This is a genomic window from Streptomyces sp. NPDC041108, from assembly GCF_055592645.1.
The window spans coordinates 93,104-112,615 of sequence record NZ_JBVIYK010000021.1; the positions used below are offsets into that span (position 1 = coordinate 93,104).

The window sequence follows — 19,512 nt, forward strand, 5'->3', positions numbered from 1 at the left end:
AAGAAGGTCGAACATGACCACCCAGACCGAGGTGCCGCAGCGGCGCGGCACGCCCCAGGACTCGGGTCCCACCCCGGTCATCTCCGTGCGCAGGCTGTGGAAGGTGTTCGGGCCGAAGGCCGACCGGGTGCCGGAGTCCGAGGAGCTGTGCGGGCTCACCCGCCGGGAGCTGATGGACCGCACCGGCTGCACCGCCGCCGTACGCGACGTGAACTTCGACGTCTCGCCCGGTGAGGTCTTCGTCGTCATGGGCCTGTCCGGCTCCGGCAAGTCCACGCTGGTGCGATGTCTGACCCGGCTGATCGAACCCACCGCGGGCGAGGTCGTCTTCGAGGGCGAGGACATCCGCCAGGCCGACGACAGGCGCCTGCGCGATCTGCGCCGCCGCAAGTTCTCCATGGTCTTCCAGCACTTCGGACTGCTGCCGCACCGCCGGGTCGTCGAGAACGTGGCCTTCGGGCTGGAGATCCGCGGCATGGGCAGGGCCGAGCGCACCAGGCGGGCGCAGGAGGTCGTCGAGCTGGTCGGCCTCGCCGGCTACGAGAAGTCCTATCCCGACCAGCTCTCGGGTGGCATGCAGCAGCGCGTGGGACTGGCCCGCGCGCTGGCCGGCGACCCGGACGTGCTCTTCTTCGACGAGCCGTTCTCCGCGCTCGACCCGCTGATCCGCCGCGACATGCAGAACGAGGTCATCCGGCTGCACCACGAGGTCGGCAAGACGATGGTCTTCATCACCCACGACCTCTCCGAGGCCCTCAAGCTGGGCGACCGCATCCTGATCATGCGCGACGGCAAGATGGTCCAGTGCGGCACCGGCGACGAGCTGGTCGGCGCCCCCGCCGACGACTACGTGCGCGAGTTCGTCAAGGACGTGCCGCGCGGCGATGTGCTCACCCTGCGGTGGATCATGCGGTCGCTGGAGGACGGCGACGCCCTGGACGGCCCCGAGCTGGGCCCGGACGTCGTGGTCAAGGAGGCCACCCGCGCGGTGCTCGCGGCTGACAAGCCCGTCAAGGTCGTCGAGAACGGCAAGCTGCTCGGCATCGTCGGCGACGAGGAGATCCTCGCCGTGGTCGCCGGACAGGAAGGCGGCGCCTGATGACCGTCGTCGTGGAGAAGACCGAGCCGCCGGGGAGACCTGAGAAGACCCGGTCCGTCGAGGAGCCCGCCCCGGCCGCGGAACCCCGCCGGATCAGCCGCTCCGCGGTGATCGGCGCGATCCTGGTCGTCTGGCTGGTGCTGTTCGCCGTCCTGCGCGGCAGGCAGACCCTCGCGCTCGGCGCGGCGGACCTGACCGATCTGCACCGGTGGTTCAACGACGTCAACGACTCGATCGGCGCGAACCGCAACTCCAACCCCCTGTTCCTGTACTTCTTCAACGAGATCCGCCTGGTCATCGACACCCTGGTGACCTTCGTGCAGGAGCTGATCTCGCAGCCTTCCGTCGGCCGGCCCCTTCCGCAGATCGGCTGGCTCGGCGTCGTCGGCATCGCGGGGTACGTCTCCTGGGCCTTCGGCAACTGGCGGGTCGCGCTGCTGGCGGTGGCCGGCTTCACCTTCCTCGGCCTGCAGGGCCTGTGGCAGGAGAGCATGGACACCCTGGCGCTCACCGTCTCCGCGGTCCTGGTGGCGCTGCTGTTCGCGATCCCGCTGGGTGTGTGGGCGGGACTGTCCGACCGGGTCAACCGGATCGTCACGCCCCTGCTGGACTTCATGCAGACGATGCCGACCTTCGTCTATCTCGCACCGCTGACCCTGTTCTTCCTCATCGGCGGAGCCTCCGCCACCATCGCCACGGTGGTCTACGCGGCGCCGCCGGCGATCCGCATCACCGCGCACGCCATCCGGACCGTGCCGGAGACGACGGTGGAGGCGGCCGACTCGCTCGGGGCGACCCGCCGGCAGGCCCTGCTGAAGGTCCTGCTGCCGATGTCCAAGCGGACCGTGGTGATGGGCGTCAACCAGACCATCATGGCCGCCCTGGCCATGGTGACCATCGCGGCCCTCATCGACGCTCCCGGCCTCGGCAAGACCGTCGTCCAGGCGCTCCAGTCGCTCGACGTCGGCACGGCCTTCAACGCGGGTCTGTCCATCGTCGTCATGGCGATCGTCCTCGACCGGGTCACGACCGCGGCGAGCGCGCGGGAGGAGGAGGCCCGGCGCTCCAAGAACCGGTTCCTCGCCTGGCGGCGGCCGCTGCTCGGCGCGGGCGCGGTCCTCACGGCCGTCCTGGTCTTCATGTCGCACACCTACGTGTGGGCGGCCGAGTTCCCCGGTGAGGGCGGTCTCGGCAGCTCCATCGCGAGCGCGGCGGACACCACGACGACCTGGGTGCAGGACAACCTGTCCGGTGTGACCAACACCGTCCGCGACCTCATCACCAACGGACTGCTCAACCCGTTCCAGTCGCTGCTCACGGACTCCCCGTGGTGGCTCGTCGGCGCCGTGCTGATCGCGCTCGGCGTCGTCCTCGGCGGCCGCCGGGCCGGCGTCACCACGGCGGTGTGCGTGGGGCTGCTGGTGGCCACCGGGATGTGGTCGGACAGCATGACGACGCTGGCCTCGACCGTGGTGGCCACCATCCTCGTGATGCTGCTCGGCATGGGCTTCGGCGTCTGGATGGGCCGCAGCCGGCTGGTGGACCGCATGTTGCGGCCGAGCCTGGACGCGGCACAGGTCATGCCGCCGTTCGTCTATCTGGTGCCGTTCCTCGCGCTGTTCGGCGCGACCCGTTTCACGGCGATCGTCGCCGCGATCGTCTACGCGGCGCCCGTCGCCATGAAGATCATCGCGGACGGGGTGCGGAACGTGCCCGCGACGACCGTGGAGGCGGCCACCTCCGCCGGGTGCAACACCTGGCAGATCATCACCAAGGTCCAGCTGCCGATGGCGCGCGGTGCCCTGACTCTCGCCACGAACCAGGGTCTGATCTACGTGCTGTCGATGGTTGTGGTGGGCGGCCTGGTAGGTGCCGGCGCCCTCGGCTACGACGTCGTGGCCGGTTTCTCGCAGGGCCAATTGTTCGGGAAGGGGCTCGCCGCAGGGCTCGCCATCGTCCTTCTCGGAGTCATGTTCGACCGCATCACTCAGGCCGCGGCGCGGCGAACCAGCGCATGAAGGAGCAAGTGACCATGGCAAGGCAAGCAAGACGATGGATGGCCGGCGCGGCCGGCCTGGCGGTTCTCGGCCTCACCCTCACCGCCTGCGGCGGTGCGAAGGTCGGTGACGAGTCCTCGGAGGCGGGCGGCTCGGGCAGCTCCGCCAAGTGCGGCACCTTCAACCTCGCGGTCAACCCGTGGGTCGGCTACGAGGCCAACGCGGCGGTCATCGCCTACGTCGCGCAGAACGACCTCGGCTGCAAGGTCACCAAGAAGGACCTGAAGGAGGAGATCGCCTGGCAGGGCTTCGGAACCGGTGAGGTCGACGCGGTCGTCGAGAACTGGGGCCACGACGACCTGAAGAAGAAGTACATCACCGACCAGAAGACCGCCGTGGAGGCGGGTGCGACGGGCAACGAGGGCCTGATCGGCTGGTACGTGCCGCCGTGGCTGGCCAAGGCGCACCCGGACATCACCGACTGGAAGAACCTGAACAAGTACGCGGCGAAGTTCAAGACCTCCGAGTCCGGCGGCAAGGGCCAGCTCCTCGACGGCGACCCGTCGTTCGTCACCAACGACGAGGCGCTGGTCAAGAACCTGAAGCTGGACTACAAGGTCGTGTACGCGGGCAGTGAGACGGCCCTCATCCAGACCTTCCGCAAGGCGGAGAAGAACAAGGAATGGGTGATCGGCTACTTCTACGAGCCCCAGTGGTTCATGTCCGAGGTCCCGCTGGCGAAGGTCAAGCTGCCCGACTACAAGCAGGGCTGCGACGCCGACGCCGAGAAGGTCGCCTGCGACTACCCGGTCTACACGCTGGACAAGATCGTGGCCAAGAAGTTCGCCGAGTCGGGCAGCCCCGCCTATGACCTGGTGAAGAACTTCAGCTGGACGAACGACGACCAGAACATCGTGGCCAAGTACATCGCCGTGGACAAGATGACGCCCGAGGCCGCGGCCAAGAAGTGGGTCGACGCCAACCGCGTCAAGGTGGACGCCTGGCTCAAGTAGGGGCGCGGACCGGACGCGGGAATCCGGTCGGACCATGCCCGGTGGGCGGCGCGCGCGGGATGCGTGCCGCCCACCGGGCATCGCCGTGTCCGGGCCCTGTTCTCCCCCTGTTTTCCGAGGTCCCGGGACCCTTGACACCCACCTGCGCGGAAGGCACATTGAGTTGCGCAACCTGAACCGCGTTGCGTAAACAGCAACTCGATCGGCTCGGCTGATCAACAGACCGGAGGTGCGGCGATGGCGGGACCCCGAGTGGTCATCATCGGAGCGGGAGTCGTGGGAGCGGCTCTCGCGGACGAGATCTCCGCACGAGGCTGGACCGAGGTGACCGTGGTCGACCAGGGCCCGCTCCCCGCCACCGGGGGCTCCACCTCACACGCCCCGGGCCTGGTCTTCCAGACGAACTCCTCCAAGACGATGACCGAGCTGGCCCGGTACACCGTCGAGAAGTTCTGCTCCCTCGACGTGGACGGCAAGCCCTGCTTCCTCCAGGTCGGCGGCCTCGAAGTGGCCACCACCCCCGAGCGCCTGACCGAACTGCGCCGCCGGCACGGCTGGATCACCGCATGGGGCATCGAGGCCCGCCTGCTCACCGCGGACGAATGCCTCGAACAGCACCCGCTCGTCAACCCCGACAAGGTCCTCGGCGGCCTCCTGGTCCCCACCGACGGCCTCGCCAAGGCCGTCCTCGCCGTCGAGGCGCAGATCCGCCGGGCCACCGAGCGCGGTGTGACCTTCCTGGCCCGCCACGAGGTCCTGGACGTCCTGAAGGCCGACGGCGAGGTCACCGGCGTCCTGACCGACCAGGGCGAGATCCCGGCCGACATCGTCGTGTGCTGCGCCGGCATCTGGGGCCCGAGGATCGCCCGCATGGTCGGCATGAACCTCCCGCTGACCCCGCTGGCCCATCAACTCGCCTGGACCGGCCCGATCCCGGCCCTCGCCGGCCAGACCGAGGAGGCGATCCGCCCGATCCTGCGCCACCAGGACGCCGACCTCTACTACCGCGACCGCTTCGACGGCATCGGCATCGGCTACTACGGCCACCGCCCGATGCCCATCACCGCCGACGAGATCCTCTCCGTGGACGAGGCCGACAGCATGCCGTCGGTCCTGAAGTTCACCGAGGACGACTTCGCGGACGCCTGGACCGAGACCCAGGCACTGCTTCCCTCCACCAAGGAGGCGAACATCGAGGAGGGCATCAACGGCCTGTTCTCCTTCACCACCGACAACTTCCCGCTGCTCGGCGAGTCCAGGGACGTCAAGGGCTTCTGGGTCGCCGAGGCGGTCTGGGTCACCCACTCCGCCGGCGTCGGCCGGGCCATGGCCGAATGGCTGGTCGACGGCCACTGCTCCTCCTTCGACCTGCACGAGTGCGACGTCAACCGCTTCGAGCCGCACCAGCTCTCCCCGGAGTACGTCCTGGCCCGCGACTGCCAGAACTTCGTCGAGGTCTACGACATCCTCCACCCCCTCCAGCCGTCCGGGGACCCGCGCCCGATCCGCACCAGCCCCTTCCACGCCCGCCAGCAGGAGCACGGCGCCTTCTTCCTGGAGGCGAACGGCTGGGAGCGCCCGCAGTGGTACGAGGCCAACGCCGGCCTCGTCGAGGGCCGCTCCATCCCCACCCCGGGCGACTGGGCCGCGCGCTTCTGGTCCCCGATCGTCGGCGCCGAGGCCCAGGCCACCCGCGAGACCGTCGCGATGTACGACATGACGGCCCTCAAGCGCCTGGAGGTGAGCGGCCCCGGCGCCGCCGACCTCCTGGAGCGCCTGTGCACCGGCAAGGTCGCCAAATCCGTCGGCTCGGTGACCTACACCCTCTTCCTCGACCACGACGGCGGCATCCGCAGCGACGTCACCGTCGCCCGGCTCGCCCACGACACGTTCCAGATCGGCGCCAACGGCAACCTCGACCTGGACTGGATCACCCGCCACCTCCCGGCCGACGGCACGGTCCAGGTCCGCGACATCACCCCCGGCACCTGCTGCGTCGGCCTGTGGGGCCCGCTGGCCCGCAAGGTCCTCCAGCCCCTCACCGACGCCGACTTCAGCAACGACGGCCTGAAGTACTTCCGCGCCAAGCAGGCGTACATCGGCTCGGTTCCCGTCACCGCGATGCGCCTGAGCTACGTGGGCGAACTCGGCTGGGAGATCTACACCACCGCCGACCAGGGCCAGAAGCTCTGGGACACCCTGTGGGAGGCGGCCAGGCCGCTCGGCGGGGTCATCGCCGGCCGCGGCGCCTTCAACAGCCTCCGCCTGGAGAAGGGCTACCGCTCCTTCGGCACCGACATGACCTACGAGCACGACCCCTACGAGGCCGGCGTCGGCTTCGCCGTCAAGCTCGACAAGGACGACTTCGTCGGCAAGGCCGCGCTGCTGCGCCGCAAGGAGAACGTCCGGCGCAAGCTGTCCTGCCTCGTCATCGACGACCCCCGGTCGGTCGTCCTCGGCAAGGAACCCGTCTTCGACGGGGACCGGCCGGTCGGCTACGTCACCAGCGCCGCCTACGGCTACACCATCGGCAAGGGCATCGCCTACGCCTGGCTCCCGACGGAACTCACGGCCCCCGGGACCGTGCTGCACATCGGCTACTTCGACCAGCGCGTCGAGGCCGTCGTCACCGAGGAGCCCCTGTTCGACCCCACCATGTCCCGCCTGCGTGGCTGACACCCGGCCACGACCGAAGAGGGAAGGAACACCGCCGGTGAACGCACAGTTGCTCGACGGCAAGGCGACCGCCGCCGACATCCGCCGCGAACTCACGGAGCGGGTGGCCAAGTTGACCGCCACCGGCGGCCGCCCGCCGGGCCTCGGCACCGTCCTGGTCGGCGAGGACCCAGGCAGCCACGCCTATGTCGCCGGCAAGCACCGCGACTGCGCCCAGGTCGGCATCGCCTCCATCCGCCGCGACCTGCCCGCAGACGCCACCCAGCAGCAGGTCGAGGACGTCATCGACGAGCTGAACGCCGACCCGGCCTGCACCGGCTACATCGTCCAGCTCCCGCTGCCCCGCCACCTCGACGCCAACGCCGTACTGGAACGCATGGACCCGGCCAAGGACGCCGACGGCCTGCACCCCGTCAACCTCGGCCGGCTCACCCTCGGCGTCGACGCCCCGCTGCCCTGCACCCCGCGCGGCATCGTCGAACTCCTGCGCCGCCACGAGGTGCCGCTCGCCGGCGCCCGGGTCTGCGTGGTCGGCCGGGGCATCACCGTCGGCCGTCCCATCGGCCTGCTGCTCACCCGCCGCTCCGAGAACGCCACCGTGACCCTGTGCCACACCGGCACCAAGGGCCTGGCCTGGCACACCCGGGAGGCCGACATCGTCATCGCGGCCGCCGGCTCACCCGGACTGATCACCAAGGACATGCTGCGCACCGGCGCGGCCGTCCTGGACGTCGGCATCACCCGCACCGACCAGGGCCTGGTCGGCGACATCCACCCGGACGCCGCCCAGGTCGCCGGCTGGATCGCGCCGATGCCCGGCGGAGTGGGCCCCATGACCCGCGCGATGTTGCTGGCCAACGTCGTCGAGGCCGCCGAGAGGAACGCCACCGCCGTATGAACGCGCACGTCCCTGTGTACCCGCAGTACCCGTACCCTTCGGAAGACGGAGACGTCCGATGAGCCCCCGTACCCCCGGCGCAGACCTCCCCGAGCACCCCGACTGGCTGTGGCGTGACCCCGAGCCGAAGAAGTCGTACGACGTAGTGATCGTCGGCGGCGGCGGCCACGGTCTGGCCACGGCCCACTATCTGGCGAAGAACCACGGCATCACCGATGTCGCGGTGCTGGAGAAGGGCTGGCTCGGCGGCGGCAACATGGCCCGCAACACCACGATCATCCGCTCCAACTACCTGTGGGACGAGAGCGCCGGCATCTACGAGCACGCCCTCAAGCTCTGGGAGGGGCTGGAGGAGGAGCTCGACTACCCGATCCTCTTCTCCCAGCGCGGTGTGCTGAACCTCGCGCACAGCCTCCAGGACGTCCGCGACAGCGTGCGCCGGGTGGAGGCCAACCGCCTCAACGGCGTGGACGCGGAATGGCTCGACGCCGACGGCGTCAAGGACGTCTGCCCGATCGTCAACATCTCGCCGGACGTGCGCTACCCGGTCCTCGGCGCGACCTACCAGCCGCGCGCGGGCATCGCCAAGCACGACCACGTGGCCTGGGGCCTGGCCCGCTCCGCCGACGCCGCCGGCATCGACATCATCCAGAACTGCGAGGTCACCGGCCTCGACGTGGTCGACAACCGGGTCGTCGGCGTCCGCACGACACGGGGCCGCATCGCGGCCGGCAAGGTCGCCCTCTGCTCGGCGGGCCACACCTCGGTCCTCGCCGCCATGGCGGGCATCCAGCTCCCTGTCCAGTCCCACCCGCTGCAGGCCCTGGTCTCCGAACTCCTGGAGCCGGTGCACCCCACGGTCGTGATGTCCAACGCCGTCCACGTGTACGTCAGCCAGGCGCACAAGGGCGAGCTGGTGATGGGCGCGGGCATCGACGCGTACAACTCGTACACGCAGCGCGGTGCCTTCCACATCATCGAGGAGCAGATGGCCGCGGCCCTGGAACTGTTCCCGGTCTTCGCCCGCGCCCACGTGCTGCGCACCTGGGGCGGCATCGTCGACGTCAGCCCCGACGCCTCGCCGATCGTCGGGCTCAGCCCCGTCGACAACCTCTATCTCAACTGCGGCTGGGGAACGGGCGGGTTCAAGGCAACCCCGGGCGTCGGCTGGGTCTACGCCCACACCATCGCCCACGACACCCCGCACGCCCTCAACGCCCCCTTCTCGCTCGACCGTTTCACCACCGGCGCGCTCGTCGACGAGCACGGCGCGGCCGCGGTGGCCCACTAGGGAGCCCAACCATGCTGCTCATCACCTGCCCGTGGTGCGGGCCCCGCGACGAGGCCGAGTTCCACTACGGCGGCCAGGCCCACGTGGCCTACCCCGAGAACCCCTCGGCCCTCACCGACGAGGAGTGGGCCCGCTACCTCTTTTTCCGCGACAACACCAAGGGCCCGTTCGCCGAACGCTGGAGCCACGCGGCGGGCTGCCGCCGCTGGTTCAACGCGGTCCGCGACACGTCCACGAACGAGATCCTCTCGGTGTACCGCTCGGGCGAGGAACGCCCGCCGACACCCGAACCGAGGCCGGCAGCACCAGCCCGTCCGGCGTTCGAGGACGAGGCCGTTCAGGCCGAAGCGGGGCCCGGGGCCGAGGGGGCGCAGCCCCTTCAGGACGGGACGGGCAGGGGCGCCGGGGCCGAGACCACCCAGCCCTTCCGCCACCCCACCCGAGGCCGCGTCGACCGCGACACCCTCCTCACCTTCACCTTCGACGGCACCGAGTACCAGGGCCACCGGGGCGACACCCTCGCCTCCGCCCTCCTCGCCAACGGCGTCATCCACGCGGGCACCAGCATCAAGCTCGGCCGACCCCGGGGCATCTTCTCCGCCGGCGTCGAGGAACCCAACGCGGTCATCCAGATCGAGGAACCGTTCCCCGAGCCGATGCTCCCCGCGACCACCGTCGAGCTGTACGACGGCCTGGTCGCCACCAGCCTCCCCGGCCAGGGCCGCCTCGCCACCGAACCCGACCCGGCCCGCTACGACGCCGTGCACGCGCACTGCGACCTGCTGGTCGTGGGCGCGGGCCCGGCCGGCCTCGCGGCCGCCGCCGCGGCCGCGAACAGCGGCGCCCGCGTCATCCTCGCCGACGACCAGCCGGAACTCGGCGGCAGCCTCCTCGGCACCGCCGAGCACCTCGACTGGGTCGGTGAGACCGCCGGCCTGCTCGACGCCGCCCCCGAGGTCCGCGTCCTGCGCCGCACCACCGTCTTCGGCTACTACGACGACAACCACCTCCTCGCCGTCGAGCGCCGCACCAACCACCTGGGGGGCGCGGCACCCGCGGACGTCTCCCGGGAACGCGTCTGGCGCATCCGCGCCCGCCGCGTCGTCCTCGCCACCGGCGCCCACGAACGCTCCCTGGCCTTCGCGGACAACGACCGCCCCGGCGTGATGCTGGCCTCCTCGGCCCGCACCCACGTCAACCGCCACGGCGCCCTGCCCGGCCGCAACGCGGTCGTCTTCACCACCAACGACAGCGCCTACGCGGCGGCCCTGGACCTCGCCTCGGCGGGCCTGGCCGTCACCGCGATCGTCGACACCCGCCCCGAACCGGGGGAGTGGGCCGAGCGCGCCACGGCCGCCGGCATCGAGGTCCTGGCCGGGCACGCCGTCACCGGCACGGAGGGCGAGTCCCGCCTCACCGCCGTGACCGTCGCCCCGTACGGGGAGTCCGCCGGACAACGGGAGTTCGCCGCCGACCTGCTGCTGGTCTCCGGCGGCTGGAACCCGGCGGCGCACCTGTTCAGCCAGTCCGGCGGCAAGCTGCGCCACGACGCGACACTGGGCTCCTTCGTGCCCGACACCGGCCGCCAGGCCGTCGAGGTCGTGGGCAGCGCGAGCGGTCTCTTCGACACCGCCGGTGCCCTCGCCCAGGGCGCCGCCGCCGGTGCCCGCGCGATCGAGGCCGAGGGGTACACGCCCGAGGTACCCCGCCTCCCCGCCGTGCCGGCGCAGCCACGACCGACCCCGGCCATGCATGTGTACGTCGTCCCGGGCGAGTCGGACGCCCCCCGGTTCGTCGACCTCCAGCGCGACGTCACGGTGGCCGACCTGGCCCGCGCGACCGGCGCCGGCCTGCGCTCGGTGGAGCACACCAAGCGGTACACCACGGCCGGCACCGCCAACGACCAGGGCAAGACCTCCGGCGTGCTGGCCGGCGGGGTCGTCGCCGAACTCCTCGGCGTCGACGTCTCCTCCCTCGGTACGACCACCTTCCGCCCGCCGTACACACCGGTCTCCTTCGCCGCCCTCGCGGGCCGCGACCGGGGCGTGCTGAGCGACCCGGTCCGCACGACCGCGCTCCACGAGTGGCACGTCGGGCACGGCGCGCTGTTCGAGAACGTCGGCCAGTGGAAGCGCCCCTGGTACTACCCGCGGGACGGCGAGGACATGGAGAGCGCCGTGCTGCGCGAGTGCGCGGCGACCCGTGAGGGCGTGGGCTTCATGGACGCCTCCACCCTCGGCAAGATCGACGTCCAGGGCCCGGACGCCGGTGTCTTCCTCGACCTGCTCTACACCAACATGATGAGCACCCTGAAGGTCGGCATGATCCGTTACGGGGTCATGTGCCGCCCCGACGGCATGGTCTTCGACGACGGCACGGTCATCCGGGTCGACCGGGACCGCTACCTGGTCACCACGACGACCGGCAACGCCGCCACCGTGCTCGACTGGATGGAGGAGTGGCTCCAGACGGAGTGGCCCGAACTCAAGGTCCACTGCACCTCCGTGACCGAACAGTGGGCCACGGTCGCCCTGGTCGGCCCGAAGTCCCGCGAGGTGATCGGCTCCCTCGCACCCGGACTCGCCGTCGCCAACGAGGACTTCCCGTTCATGGCCTGGCGCGAGACCACCGTCGCGGGCATCGAGGCCCGGGTCTGCCGGATCAGCTTCTCCGGCGAACTCGCCTACGAGATCAACGTGTCGCCCTGGGAGGCCCTGACGCTCTGGGAGGCGCTGTACGAGGCCGGCGCCCCGTACGGCATCACCCCGTACGGCACCGAGACCATGCACGTCCTGCGCGCCGAGAAGGGGTACCCGATCATCGGCCAGGACACCGACGGCACGGTCACCCCGCAGGACCTAGGGATGAGCTGGGTGGTCTCCAAGAAGAAGCCGGACTTCGTCGGCAAGCGGTCCTACACCCGCCCCGACACCGTCCGGCCCGACCGCAAGCACCTGGTCGGCCTGCTGCCCGAGGACCCGGGCGACTTCCTCCCCGAGGGCACCCATCTGGTCGCCGACAGCGTGCTGCCGGCCCCGCCCGTCCCGATGCTCGGCCACGTCACCTCCAGCTACCGCAGTGCCGCCCTCGGCCGGACCTTCGCGCTCGCCCTGGTCAAGGGCGGCCGGGACCGCATCGGCGAGCGGCTGTACGCCCCCGTGGGTGGCCGACTGGTCCCCGTGACCGTCGCGAGCCCCGTCCTCTACGACCCCGAGGGAGCCCGCCGCGATGGCTGACACCGCCCTGACCTCCCGGCCCCGCAGCCCCCTGTCCGGGGCCGCCGACCGGCTGGCCGCCGCCACCCGTGCCTCCGGGGGCACGATCCGGCTGGCCGAACTCCCCTTCCTCACCCAGCTCGACGTGCGTCTCGACGCCAAGGGGGCGGCGGCGGACGCCGTCGGCCTCGCGCTGGGCCTGCCCCTGCCCCTGGAGCCCGACACCGTCGTCCGCGCGGGGGAGCTGACCGCACTGTGGCTCGGCCCCGACGAGTGGCTGCTCGTGGGGCCGCCGGGCGGCGAGCGCGAGCTGGAGAGCCGGATCCGCCAGGCCGCGGGGGAGGAGCCGGTCTCGGTCACCGACGTCTCCGCGCAGCGCACCACGGTGCTCGTGGCCGGCGCGGGCGCCCGTGACCTGCTGGCCCACGGCTGCTCGCTGGACCTGCACCCGAGGGCCTTCGGCCCCGGCCGCTGCGCCCAGACCACCCTGGGCCGCACCCAGGTCGTCCTGGTCGCGCGGGAGGAGCCCAGCGCGGGTTTCTGGGTCCTGGTCCGCTCGTCGTTCGCCGGGTATCTGGCCGAGTGGCTGCTCGACGCGGCGACGGAGTACGTCTGAGGTATGCGGGCCCCTGTCAGCACGTCGAAAGTCGGACACCGGTGACCGTCACGATCCACGCCCCCGCCACGTCCTCGCACCCGGGCACGCCGGACCTGCACCCTCGGGGGCTGCCGAGGCCCGGCCGGACGCTGGTGATGGGCGTCGTCAACGTCACGCCGGACTCGTTCTCCGACGGCGGGCTGTCGTACGCGGCCGACGCGGCCGTGGCCCATGGCCGCGCCCTGCTGGAGCAGGGCGCGGACATCGTGGACGTGGGCGGCGAGTCGACCCGCCCCGGCGCGGTGCGCCCGCCGGTCGAGGAGGAACTGCGGCGGGTGCTGCCCGTCGTCCGGGACCTCGCGGCGGCGGGCGCGGTCGTCAGTGTCGACACCATGCGGGCCGAGGTCGCCGCCCGCGCACTGGAGGCGGGCGCACGGCTGGTCAACGACGTCTCGGGGGGCCTCGCGGACCCGGGGACGCTGCCCCTGATGGCGCGGGCGGGGGTGCCGTACGTGCTGATGCACTGGCGTGGCCACTCCGCCGGGATGCAGGCGAACGCCGTCTACGGCGACGTGGTCGACGAGGTGCTCGGCGAGGTGCGGCTGCGGATCGACGCCGCCCTGGAGGCGGGCGTACCGCCCGGCTCGCTGATCGTCGATCCCGGGCTGGGCTTCGCCAAGACGCCCGAGCACAACTGGGAGCTGATGGCCCGTCTCGGGGAGGTCCGCGCGCTGGGCCGTCCCGTCCTGCTGGGCGCGTCCCGCAAGGCGTTCCTGGGCCGGCTGCTGGCCGACCGGACGACGGGGGAGCCGCGCCCGGCGCGGGAGCGTGACGCGGCGACCACCGCCGTGTCCGTGCTCGCCGCCGCACAGGGCGTGTGGTGCCTGCGGGTGCACGACGTCGCCTCGACGCTGGACGCGGTGCGGGTGACGGCCCGCTGGGGCGCCGAGGCGGCGGCGCGGACGCCGCTGGGCTGAGCGTTCCGCGCGGGCGGTCAGCCCAGATAGCCCATCCTGCGGCTGATCTCCTCGGCCCCCCGCGTCAGCACGGGCACGAGTGCGCGCATGCGCTCCTCGGTGAAGCGGTAGGCCGGGCCGGAGGCGCTGAGCGCGGCGACGACCTCGCCCTCGCGGGAGCGGATCGGGGCCGCCATCGCGTGGAGTCCGATCTCCAGTTCCTCCAGCGTCACCGCGTAGCCGCGTGTCCGTGCCTCGGCGAGGTCCTTCTCCAGCCTGGTGCGGGCGGTCAGGGTGTGGGGCGTCAGTTTCTGCAGCCCGGACGCCTCCAGCACCTCGGCGCGGCGCCGCTCCGACAGATGGGCCAGCAGGATCTTGCCGCTGGACGTGGCGTGCACGGGGGTGAGCTGGCCGACCCAGTTGTGGGTGCCGACCGCGCCCGGTCCGCGTACCTGGTGGAGGTTGACCGCGTAGTGCTCCTGCAGCACCGCGATGTTGACGGTCTCGCCGATCTCCTCGCTGAGCCGCTCGCAGACCTGCCGGCCCTGCTGGGTGATGTCGAGCCTGCCCGTGACGGCGCCGGCGAGCCGCACGATGCCGAAACCGAGCCGGTACTTGCCCCGTTCGGCCGTCTGCTCGACCAGTCCGCGTGCCTCCAGCGCCCCGAGGAGCCGGAACGCGGTGGATTTGTGGACGTCGATCTCGGCGGCGACCTCGCTGACACCGGCCTCCCCGCGCTGGGCGAGGATCTCCAGCACGCTGACGGCGCGGTCGACGGACTGCACACCGTTCACCGCGGGCCCCGTTGTTGCGCCCTCTGCCGCGTAGTTGCTCATAGTGCAACTATACGCAGCCGCGCCCGAAGATCCGAGGGGGTCGCGCTTCCGGGCGGACCTGGCCGGAACCGATCGCCCGCATGGTCGCACGGCCCTTCCCGTCCGGGGAAGAGGGCGGCGCCGAGGGGGGCCGGGCAAGTCGGTGCGACCGACCTCTTGACAGTGGGTGCCCCCAAGGAGACAGTTTGGTCGTCGTTGCTCATAGCGAAGATAGTTGCGCTATATGGAACGCGGTGAACGGTGGCTCGGCCACGGTCCCCTACCGGACGCCGATGAAGCCCCTCCCTCCCCTCCCCTCCCTCGCCGACAGCTCCGGGGAGCGATCGGCGTCCGCCCGCCATCCAGCACATCCGGCCGAAGCAGGATTCGGCCGTCCCTCGACGAGGAGATCGACCGTGACACACGAGGTACGCGCCGTCGTCGCCCGCACACAGGGCGCCCCGGTCTCGGTGGAGACCGTCCTGGTGCCGGACCCCGGCCCCGGAGAGGCGCTGGTGCGGGTGCAGGCCTGCGGCGTCTGCCACACCGACCTGCACTACCGGCAGGGCGGGATCAACGACGCGTTCCCCTTCCTGCTCGGCCATGAGGCCGCGGGTGTGGTGGAGTCCGTCGGCGAGGGCGTCACCGACGTCGCTCCCGGCGACTTCGTCATCCTCAACTGGCGCGCCGTCTGCGGCACCTGCCGCGCCTGTCGCAGGGGCAGGCCCTGGTACTGCTTCGCCACGCACAACGCGACCCGGCCGATGACCCTGCTCGACGGCACCCCGCTCTCCCCGGCCCTCGGTATCGGCGCCTTCGCCGAGAAGACCCTGGTCGCCGCCGGGCAGTGCACCAAGGTGGACCCGATGGCCGCGCCCGCCGCCGCGGGTCTCCTCGGCTGCGGTGTGATGGCCGGCTTCGGCGCGGCGGTCAACACCGGCGGCGTGGGACGCGGGGACTCCCTCGCGGTGATCGGCTGCGGTGGGGTGGGCATGGCCGCGATCGCGGGCGGCAAGGTCGCCGGCGCCGGCCGCATCATCGCCGTCGACGTCGACGAGCGGAAGCTGAAGTGGGCCGAGCGGTTCGGCGCCACCGACACCGTCGACTCCTCCAGGACCGACGCCGTCGAGGCGATCCGCGAACTCACCGGCGGCTTCGGCGCGGACGTCGTCGTGGACGCGGTGGGCCGCCCCGAGACCTTCGAGCAGGCCTTCTACGCCCGCGACCTGGCCGGCACCGCCGTCCTCGTGGGAGTCCCCACGCCCGAGCTGAAGCTCGAACTGCCGCTGCTGGACGTGTTCGGACGCGGCGGCGCGCTGAAGTCCTCCTGGTACGGCGACTGCCTGCCCTCCCGCGACTTCCCCGCCCTGATCGACCTCTACCTCCAGGGCCGCTTCGACCTCGGCGAGTTCGTCACCGAGACCATCGGCCTCGACGACGTGGAGGAGGCGTTCGCCAAGATGCACCACGGCGACGTCCTGCGTTCGGTGGTGGTCCTGTGACCGCCCGCGTCGAGCGTCTCGTCACCTCCGGCACCTTCGAACTGGACGGCGGCACCTGGGAGGTCGACAACAACGTCTGGCTGGTCGGCGACGACGAGGAGGTCCTGGTCGTCGACGCCGCGCACGACGCGGACGCCATCACGGCCGCCGTCGGCGGCCGCCGCCTGGTCGCCGTCGTGTGCACCCACGCCCACAACGACCACGTCAACGCCGCCCCGGCCCTGGCCGCCCGCCACGGCGCGCCCGTCCTGCTCCACCCCGCCGACACCGTGCTGTGGAGGATGGCGCACGGCGAGGAGGCGCCCGGCTTCCGGGAACTGGCCGCGGGCGAGACCCTGACCGTCGCCGGTGTCGAGCTGACGGTGCTCCACACTCCCGGCCACTCGCCCGGCGCGGTCTGCCTCCACGCACCCGGGCTGAACGCCCTGTTCTCCGGCGACACCCTCTTCCGGGGCGGCCCCGGAGCCACCGGCCGCTCGTTCTCGGACTTCGGCACCATCATCGCCTCCGTCCGGGACCGGCTGCTGACGCTCCCCGCCGACACCACCGTCCACACCGGTCACGGCGACACCACCACGATCGGGGCCGAGGCGCCCCATCTCGACGAGTGGATCGCCCGCGGCCACTGAACAGCCCCGCCATCGTTTCCGAATTTTCCGAAGGTGACTCGATGACCCTCACGAATCTGCCGCCCAGCCTGATCCCCACGCTGTCCGGCGAGTACTACACGGACCCCGGAGTCTTCGCCCAGGAGCAGGAGCGGGTCTTCGAGGCCATGTGGTTCTGCGTGACCCGCGCCTCCGAACTGGCCAGGCCCGGCGCCTTCCGCACCTACCAGGTCGGACGGGAGAGCGTCCTCGTCTCGCGCTCCCGGGACGGGTCGGTCAAGGCGTTCCTCAACATCTGCCGGCACCGCGGGGCCAAGCTGTGCACCGAGGAGTCCGGCGAGGTCAAGCGGGCCTTCCAGTGCCCCTACCACGCCTGGACGTACGGCCTGGACGGCAAGCTGGTCGCCGCGCCCAACCTGACGTCGATGCCGGACATCGACCGGACCGAGTACGGCCTGATCAATGTCCATGTGCGGGAGTGGCTGGGCTATGTGTGGGTGTGCCTCGCCGACGAGCCGCCGTCCTTCGAGGCGGAGGTGCTGGGCGCGGTCGTCGAGCGGCTCGGTGACGTGGAGTCGATCGAGCGGTACGACATCGACAATCTGTCGGTGGGGCGTCGGATCACGTACGACGTGAAGGCGAACTGGAAGCTGATCATCGAGAACTTCATGGAGTGCTATCACTGCGCCACGATCCATCCGGAACTGACCGAGGTGCTGCCGGAGTTCGCGGACGGGTACGCCGCCCAGTACTACGTGGGTCATGGCGCCGAGTTCGGCGAGGACGTGCAGGGCTTCACGGTCGACGGTTCCGAGGGGCTGGACCGTATCCCGGGTGTGGCCGAGGACCAGGACCGCCGTTACTACGCGATCACCGTCCGGCCGCAGGTGTTCATCAACCTCGTCCCCGACCATGTGATCTTCCACCGCATGTACCCGGTCGCGGCGGACCGCACGATCGTGGAGTGCGACTGGCTGTACCTGCCCCACGTCGTGGACAGCGGCAAGGACGTGGAGCGTTCGGTGGAGCTGTTCCACCGGGTGAACCAGCAGGACTTCGACGCCTGTGAGCGCACCCAGCCGGCGATGAGCTCGAAGGCGTACGCCAAGGGCGGTGTGCTGGTGCCCAGTGAGCACCACATCGGCGAGTTCCACACCTGGCTGCAGAACAAGCTCGACGTCGGCCCCGCGCACTGACCTCCCGGCGCCCCCGCGAAACCCCCGTCCACCTGCCGCTCCGGTCCCTCCGGCAGGTGGACGGGCCACGGACGGGTCGTTGCGTTCGTCGCAACAGGGATCGTCATCGGAAACGATCCGCGGTCCGCCCTCTTGACACGCCCGAATTCCACCGAAACCATGTTGCGCATAACGCGTGTCGTTGTGCCATGTGAGACACCCCTTCGTCAGGAGCCCGCATGAGGAGCATCACCGTCGTCGGAGCGTCACTGGCGGGCCTGAGCACGGTCCGCGCGCTGCGCGCAGAGGGCTACGACGGCGAGATCGTCGTCGTGGGGGAGGAGCGCCACACCCCCTACGACCGCCCCCCGCTGTCCAAGGACTTCCTGAAGGGCGACATCGACGCCGACGCGCTCGCGCTCGGGGACGCCGCCGAGTACGACGACCTGGACGTGCACTGGCTGCTCGGCGAACGCGCGGTCCGTCTCGACCCCGTCGCCCGGACCGTCACCCTGACCGGAGGGCGCCGGATCCGCACCCACGGTGTGGTCGTCGCCACCGGCGCGAGTCCTCGCACGATCCCCGGAGCCGAGGGGCGGGCCGGCGTCCACACCCTGCGCACCCTGGACGACGCCCTCGCCCTGCGGGCCGAGTTGCTGGACGGCCTCCCCAGGGTCGTCGTCATCGGCGCCGGCTTCATCGGGGCCGAAGTGGCCTCCACCGCCCACCGGCTCGGCCTGCACGTCACCCTCGTCGAGGCGGCCGACGTACCGCTGGAGCGCCAACTCGGCCGGGAGATGGGCCTGGTGTGCTCCTCCCTGCACACCGATCACGGCGTCGACCTGCTGTGCGGCACCGGCGTGGCCGAACTGCTGGGCCGGGACCGGGTCACCGGCGTACGCCTGGCGGACGGGCGGGTGCTGCCCGCCGACGTGGTCGTGGCCGGCGTGGGTGTCCGGCCCAACACCGACTGGCTCGCGGGCTCCGGGGTCCTGGTGGACGACGGCGTGGTGTGCGACTCCGGCTGCGCGACCTCCGTCCCGGGCGTCGTCGCCGTGGGCGACGTGGCCCGCTGCCCCCACCCCTTCACCGGACGCCACGCCCGCATCGAGCACTGGAGCAACGCCACCGAGCAGGCGAGGACCGCCGCCCGGACCCTGCTGACCGGAGTGTCCGCCCCGGCCCCGCTCACCGCCCCGTACTTCTGGTCCGACCAGTACCGCACGCGCATCCAGCTCGCCGGGTACGTCGTCCCGGGCGCGGAGCCCGAGATCGTCGAGGGCGACCTCGACAGCCGCACGTTCACGGCCGTCTACCGGCACGAGGGCAACCCCGTGGCCGTGCTCTCCCTCGACCAGCCGAAGTTCTTCAACAGGCTCCGCCGCACGCTCGTCCCCGCCGCCGCGGTCGCCGTGGCCTGAGCGCTCCCGTTCGTGAGCGCTCCGTTCGTGAACGTCCCGTTCGTGAACGTCCCGCTCGTGAACGTCCCGCTCGGTGAGCGTCCCACCTCCTCCCTCCGGAACCCGCACAGGAGACCGCCGATGACCCTGTTCAACCAGTCCCTGCACGACCTCGACCCCGAGGTCGCCGCCGCCGTCGACGCCGAGCTGAACCGCCAGCAGTCCACCCTGGAGATGATCGCCTCCGAGAACTTCGCTCCGGTGGCGGT

The 19,512-nt window shown here is 71.4% G+C and carries 14 protein-coding genes and 1 pseudogene; 14 read left to right on the top strand and 1 reads right to left on the bottom strand.

Annotated features, from left to right (window positions below; genetic code table 11):
- Positions 1-13 precede the first annotated feature (13 nt).
- From ACZ6BB_RS37275 to folP, 9 genes are all read left to right on the top strand, one after another.
- The gene (locus ACZ6BB_RS37275; protein ID WP_471619555.1) at positions 14-1,099 is read left to right on the top strand and encodes a quaternary amine ABC transporter ATP-binding protein; all 1,086 of its coding nucleotides are present in this window, start codon (positions 14-16) and stop codon (positions 1,097-1,099) included.
- The gene (locus ACZ6BB_RS37280) at positions 1,099-3,117 is read left to right on the top strand and encodes an ABC transporter permease (RefSeq protein WP_471619556.1); all 2,019 of its coding nucleotides are present in this window, start codon (positions 1,099-1,101) and stop codon (positions 3,115-3,117) included. Before ACZ6BB_RS37275 ends, ACZ6BB_RS37280 begins: the two co-directional genes overlap by 1 nt.
- A 14-nt stretch (positions 3,118-3,131) precedes the next feature.
- Positions 3,132-4,109, top strand: a complete 978-nt coding sequence (locus ACZ6BB_RS37285; RefSeq protein WP_471619557.1) for an ABC transporter substrate-binding protein — start codon at positions 3,132-3,134, stop codon at positions 4,107-4,109.
- A 237-nt stretch (positions 4,110-4,346) separates the two neighbouring features.
- Positions 4,347-6,785 carry a GcvT family protein gene (locus ACZ6BB_RS37290; protein ID WP_471619558.1) on the top strand — a complete coding sequence of 813 codons (2,439 nt, stop codon included), beginning with the start codon at positions 4,347-4,349 and terminating at the stop codon, positions 6,783-6,785.
- A 37-nt stretch (positions 6,786-6,822) separates the two neighbouring features.
- Positions 6,823-7,683: a bifunctional methylenetetrahydrofolate dehydrogenase/methenyltetrahydrofolate cyclohydrolase gene (locus ACZ6BB_RS37295; protein WP_471619559.1), complete on the top strand. Its 861-nt coding sequence runs from the start codon at positions 6,823-6,825 to the stop codon at positions 7,681-7,683.
- 58 nt (positions 7,684-7,741) lie between these two features.
- Positions 7,742-8,974: a sarcosine oxidase subunit beta family protein gene (locus ACZ6BB_RS37300; protein ID WP_471619560.1), complete on the top strand. Its 1,233-nt coding sequence runs from the start codon at positions 7,742-7,744 to the stop codon at positions 8,972-8,974.
- An 11-nt stretch (positions 8,975-8,985) separates the two neighbouring features.
- Complete coding sequence (locus tag ACZ6BB_RS37305) at positions 8,986-12,210, top strand: sarcosine oxidase subunit delta family protein (RefSeq protein WP_471619561.1); 3,225 nt, start codon at positions 8,986-8,988, stop codon at positions 12,208-12,210.
- Positions 12,203-12,805, top strand: a complete 603-nt coding sequence (locus tag ACZ6BB_RS37310) for a sarcosine oxidase subunit gamma (RefSeq protein WP_471619562.1) — start codon at positions 12,203-12,205, stop codon at positions 12,803-12,805. Before ACZ6BB_RS37305 ends, ACZ6BB_RS37310 begins: the two co-directional genes overlap by 8 nt.
- A gap of 137 nt (positions 12,806-12,942) precedes the next feature.
- A complete protein-coding gene (gene folP / locus ACZ6BB_RS37315) occupies positions 12,943-13,764 on the top strand; it encodes a dihydropteroate synthase (protein ID WP_471619572.1) in 822 nt (273 codons plus the stop codon).
- A 17-nt stretch (positions 13,765-13,781) separates the two neighbouring features.
- On the opposite strand, the gene ACZ6BB_RS37320 is transcribed toward folP, so the two are convergent.
- Positions 13,782-14,579, bottom strand: a complete 798-nt coding sequence (locus tag ACZ6BB_RS37320; RefSeq protein ID WP_471619563.1) for an IclR family transcriptional regulator — start codon at positions 14,577-14,579, stop codon at positions 13,782-13,784.
- A gap of 395 nt (positions 14,580-14,974) precedes the next feature.
- Here ACZ6BB_RS37320 and ACZ6BB_RS37325 point away from each other — a divergent pair, with 395 nt between their 5' ends.
- The 5 genes and pseudogenes from ACZ6BB_RS37325 to ACZ6BB_RS37345 form a co-directional block, all read left to right on the top strand.
- Complete coding sequence (locus tag ACZ6BB_RS37325; protein WP_471619564.1) at positions 14,975-16,060, top strand: S-(hydroxymethyl)mycothiol dehydrogenase; 1,086 nt, start codon at positions 14,975-14,977, stop codon at positions 16,058-16,060.
- On the top strand, positions 16,057-16,689 hold the full coding sequence (locus ACZ6BB_RS37330; RefSeq protein WP_471619565.1) for an MBL fold metallo-hydrolase: 633 nt from the start codon (positions 16,057-16,059) through the stop codon (positions 16,687-16,689). The genes ACZ6BB_RS37325 and ACZ6BB_RS37330 overlap by 4 nt, the downstream gene beginning before the upstream one ends.
- Before the next feature lie 41 nt (positions 16,690-16,730).
- On the top strand, positions 16,731-17,864 hold the full coding sequence (locus ACZ6BB_RS37335) for an aromatic ring-hydroxylating oxygenase subunit alpha (protein ID WP_471619566.1): 1,134 nt from the start codon (positions 16,731-16,733) through the stop codon (positions 17,862-17,864).
- Positions 17,865-18,082: 218 nt separating this feature from the next.
- Positions 18,083-19,264, top strand: coding sequence for an NAD(P)/FAD-dependent oxidoreductase (locus tag ACZ6BB_RS37340; RefSeq protein ID WP_471619567.1), 1,182 nt, complete (start codon positions 18,083-18,085; stop codon positions 19,262-19,264).
- A 120-nt stretch (positions 19,265-19,384) separates the two neighbouring features.
- Positions 19,385-19,512: pseudogene (locus ACZ6BB_RS37345) on the top strand (serine hydroxymethyltransferase); the annotation flags it as partial.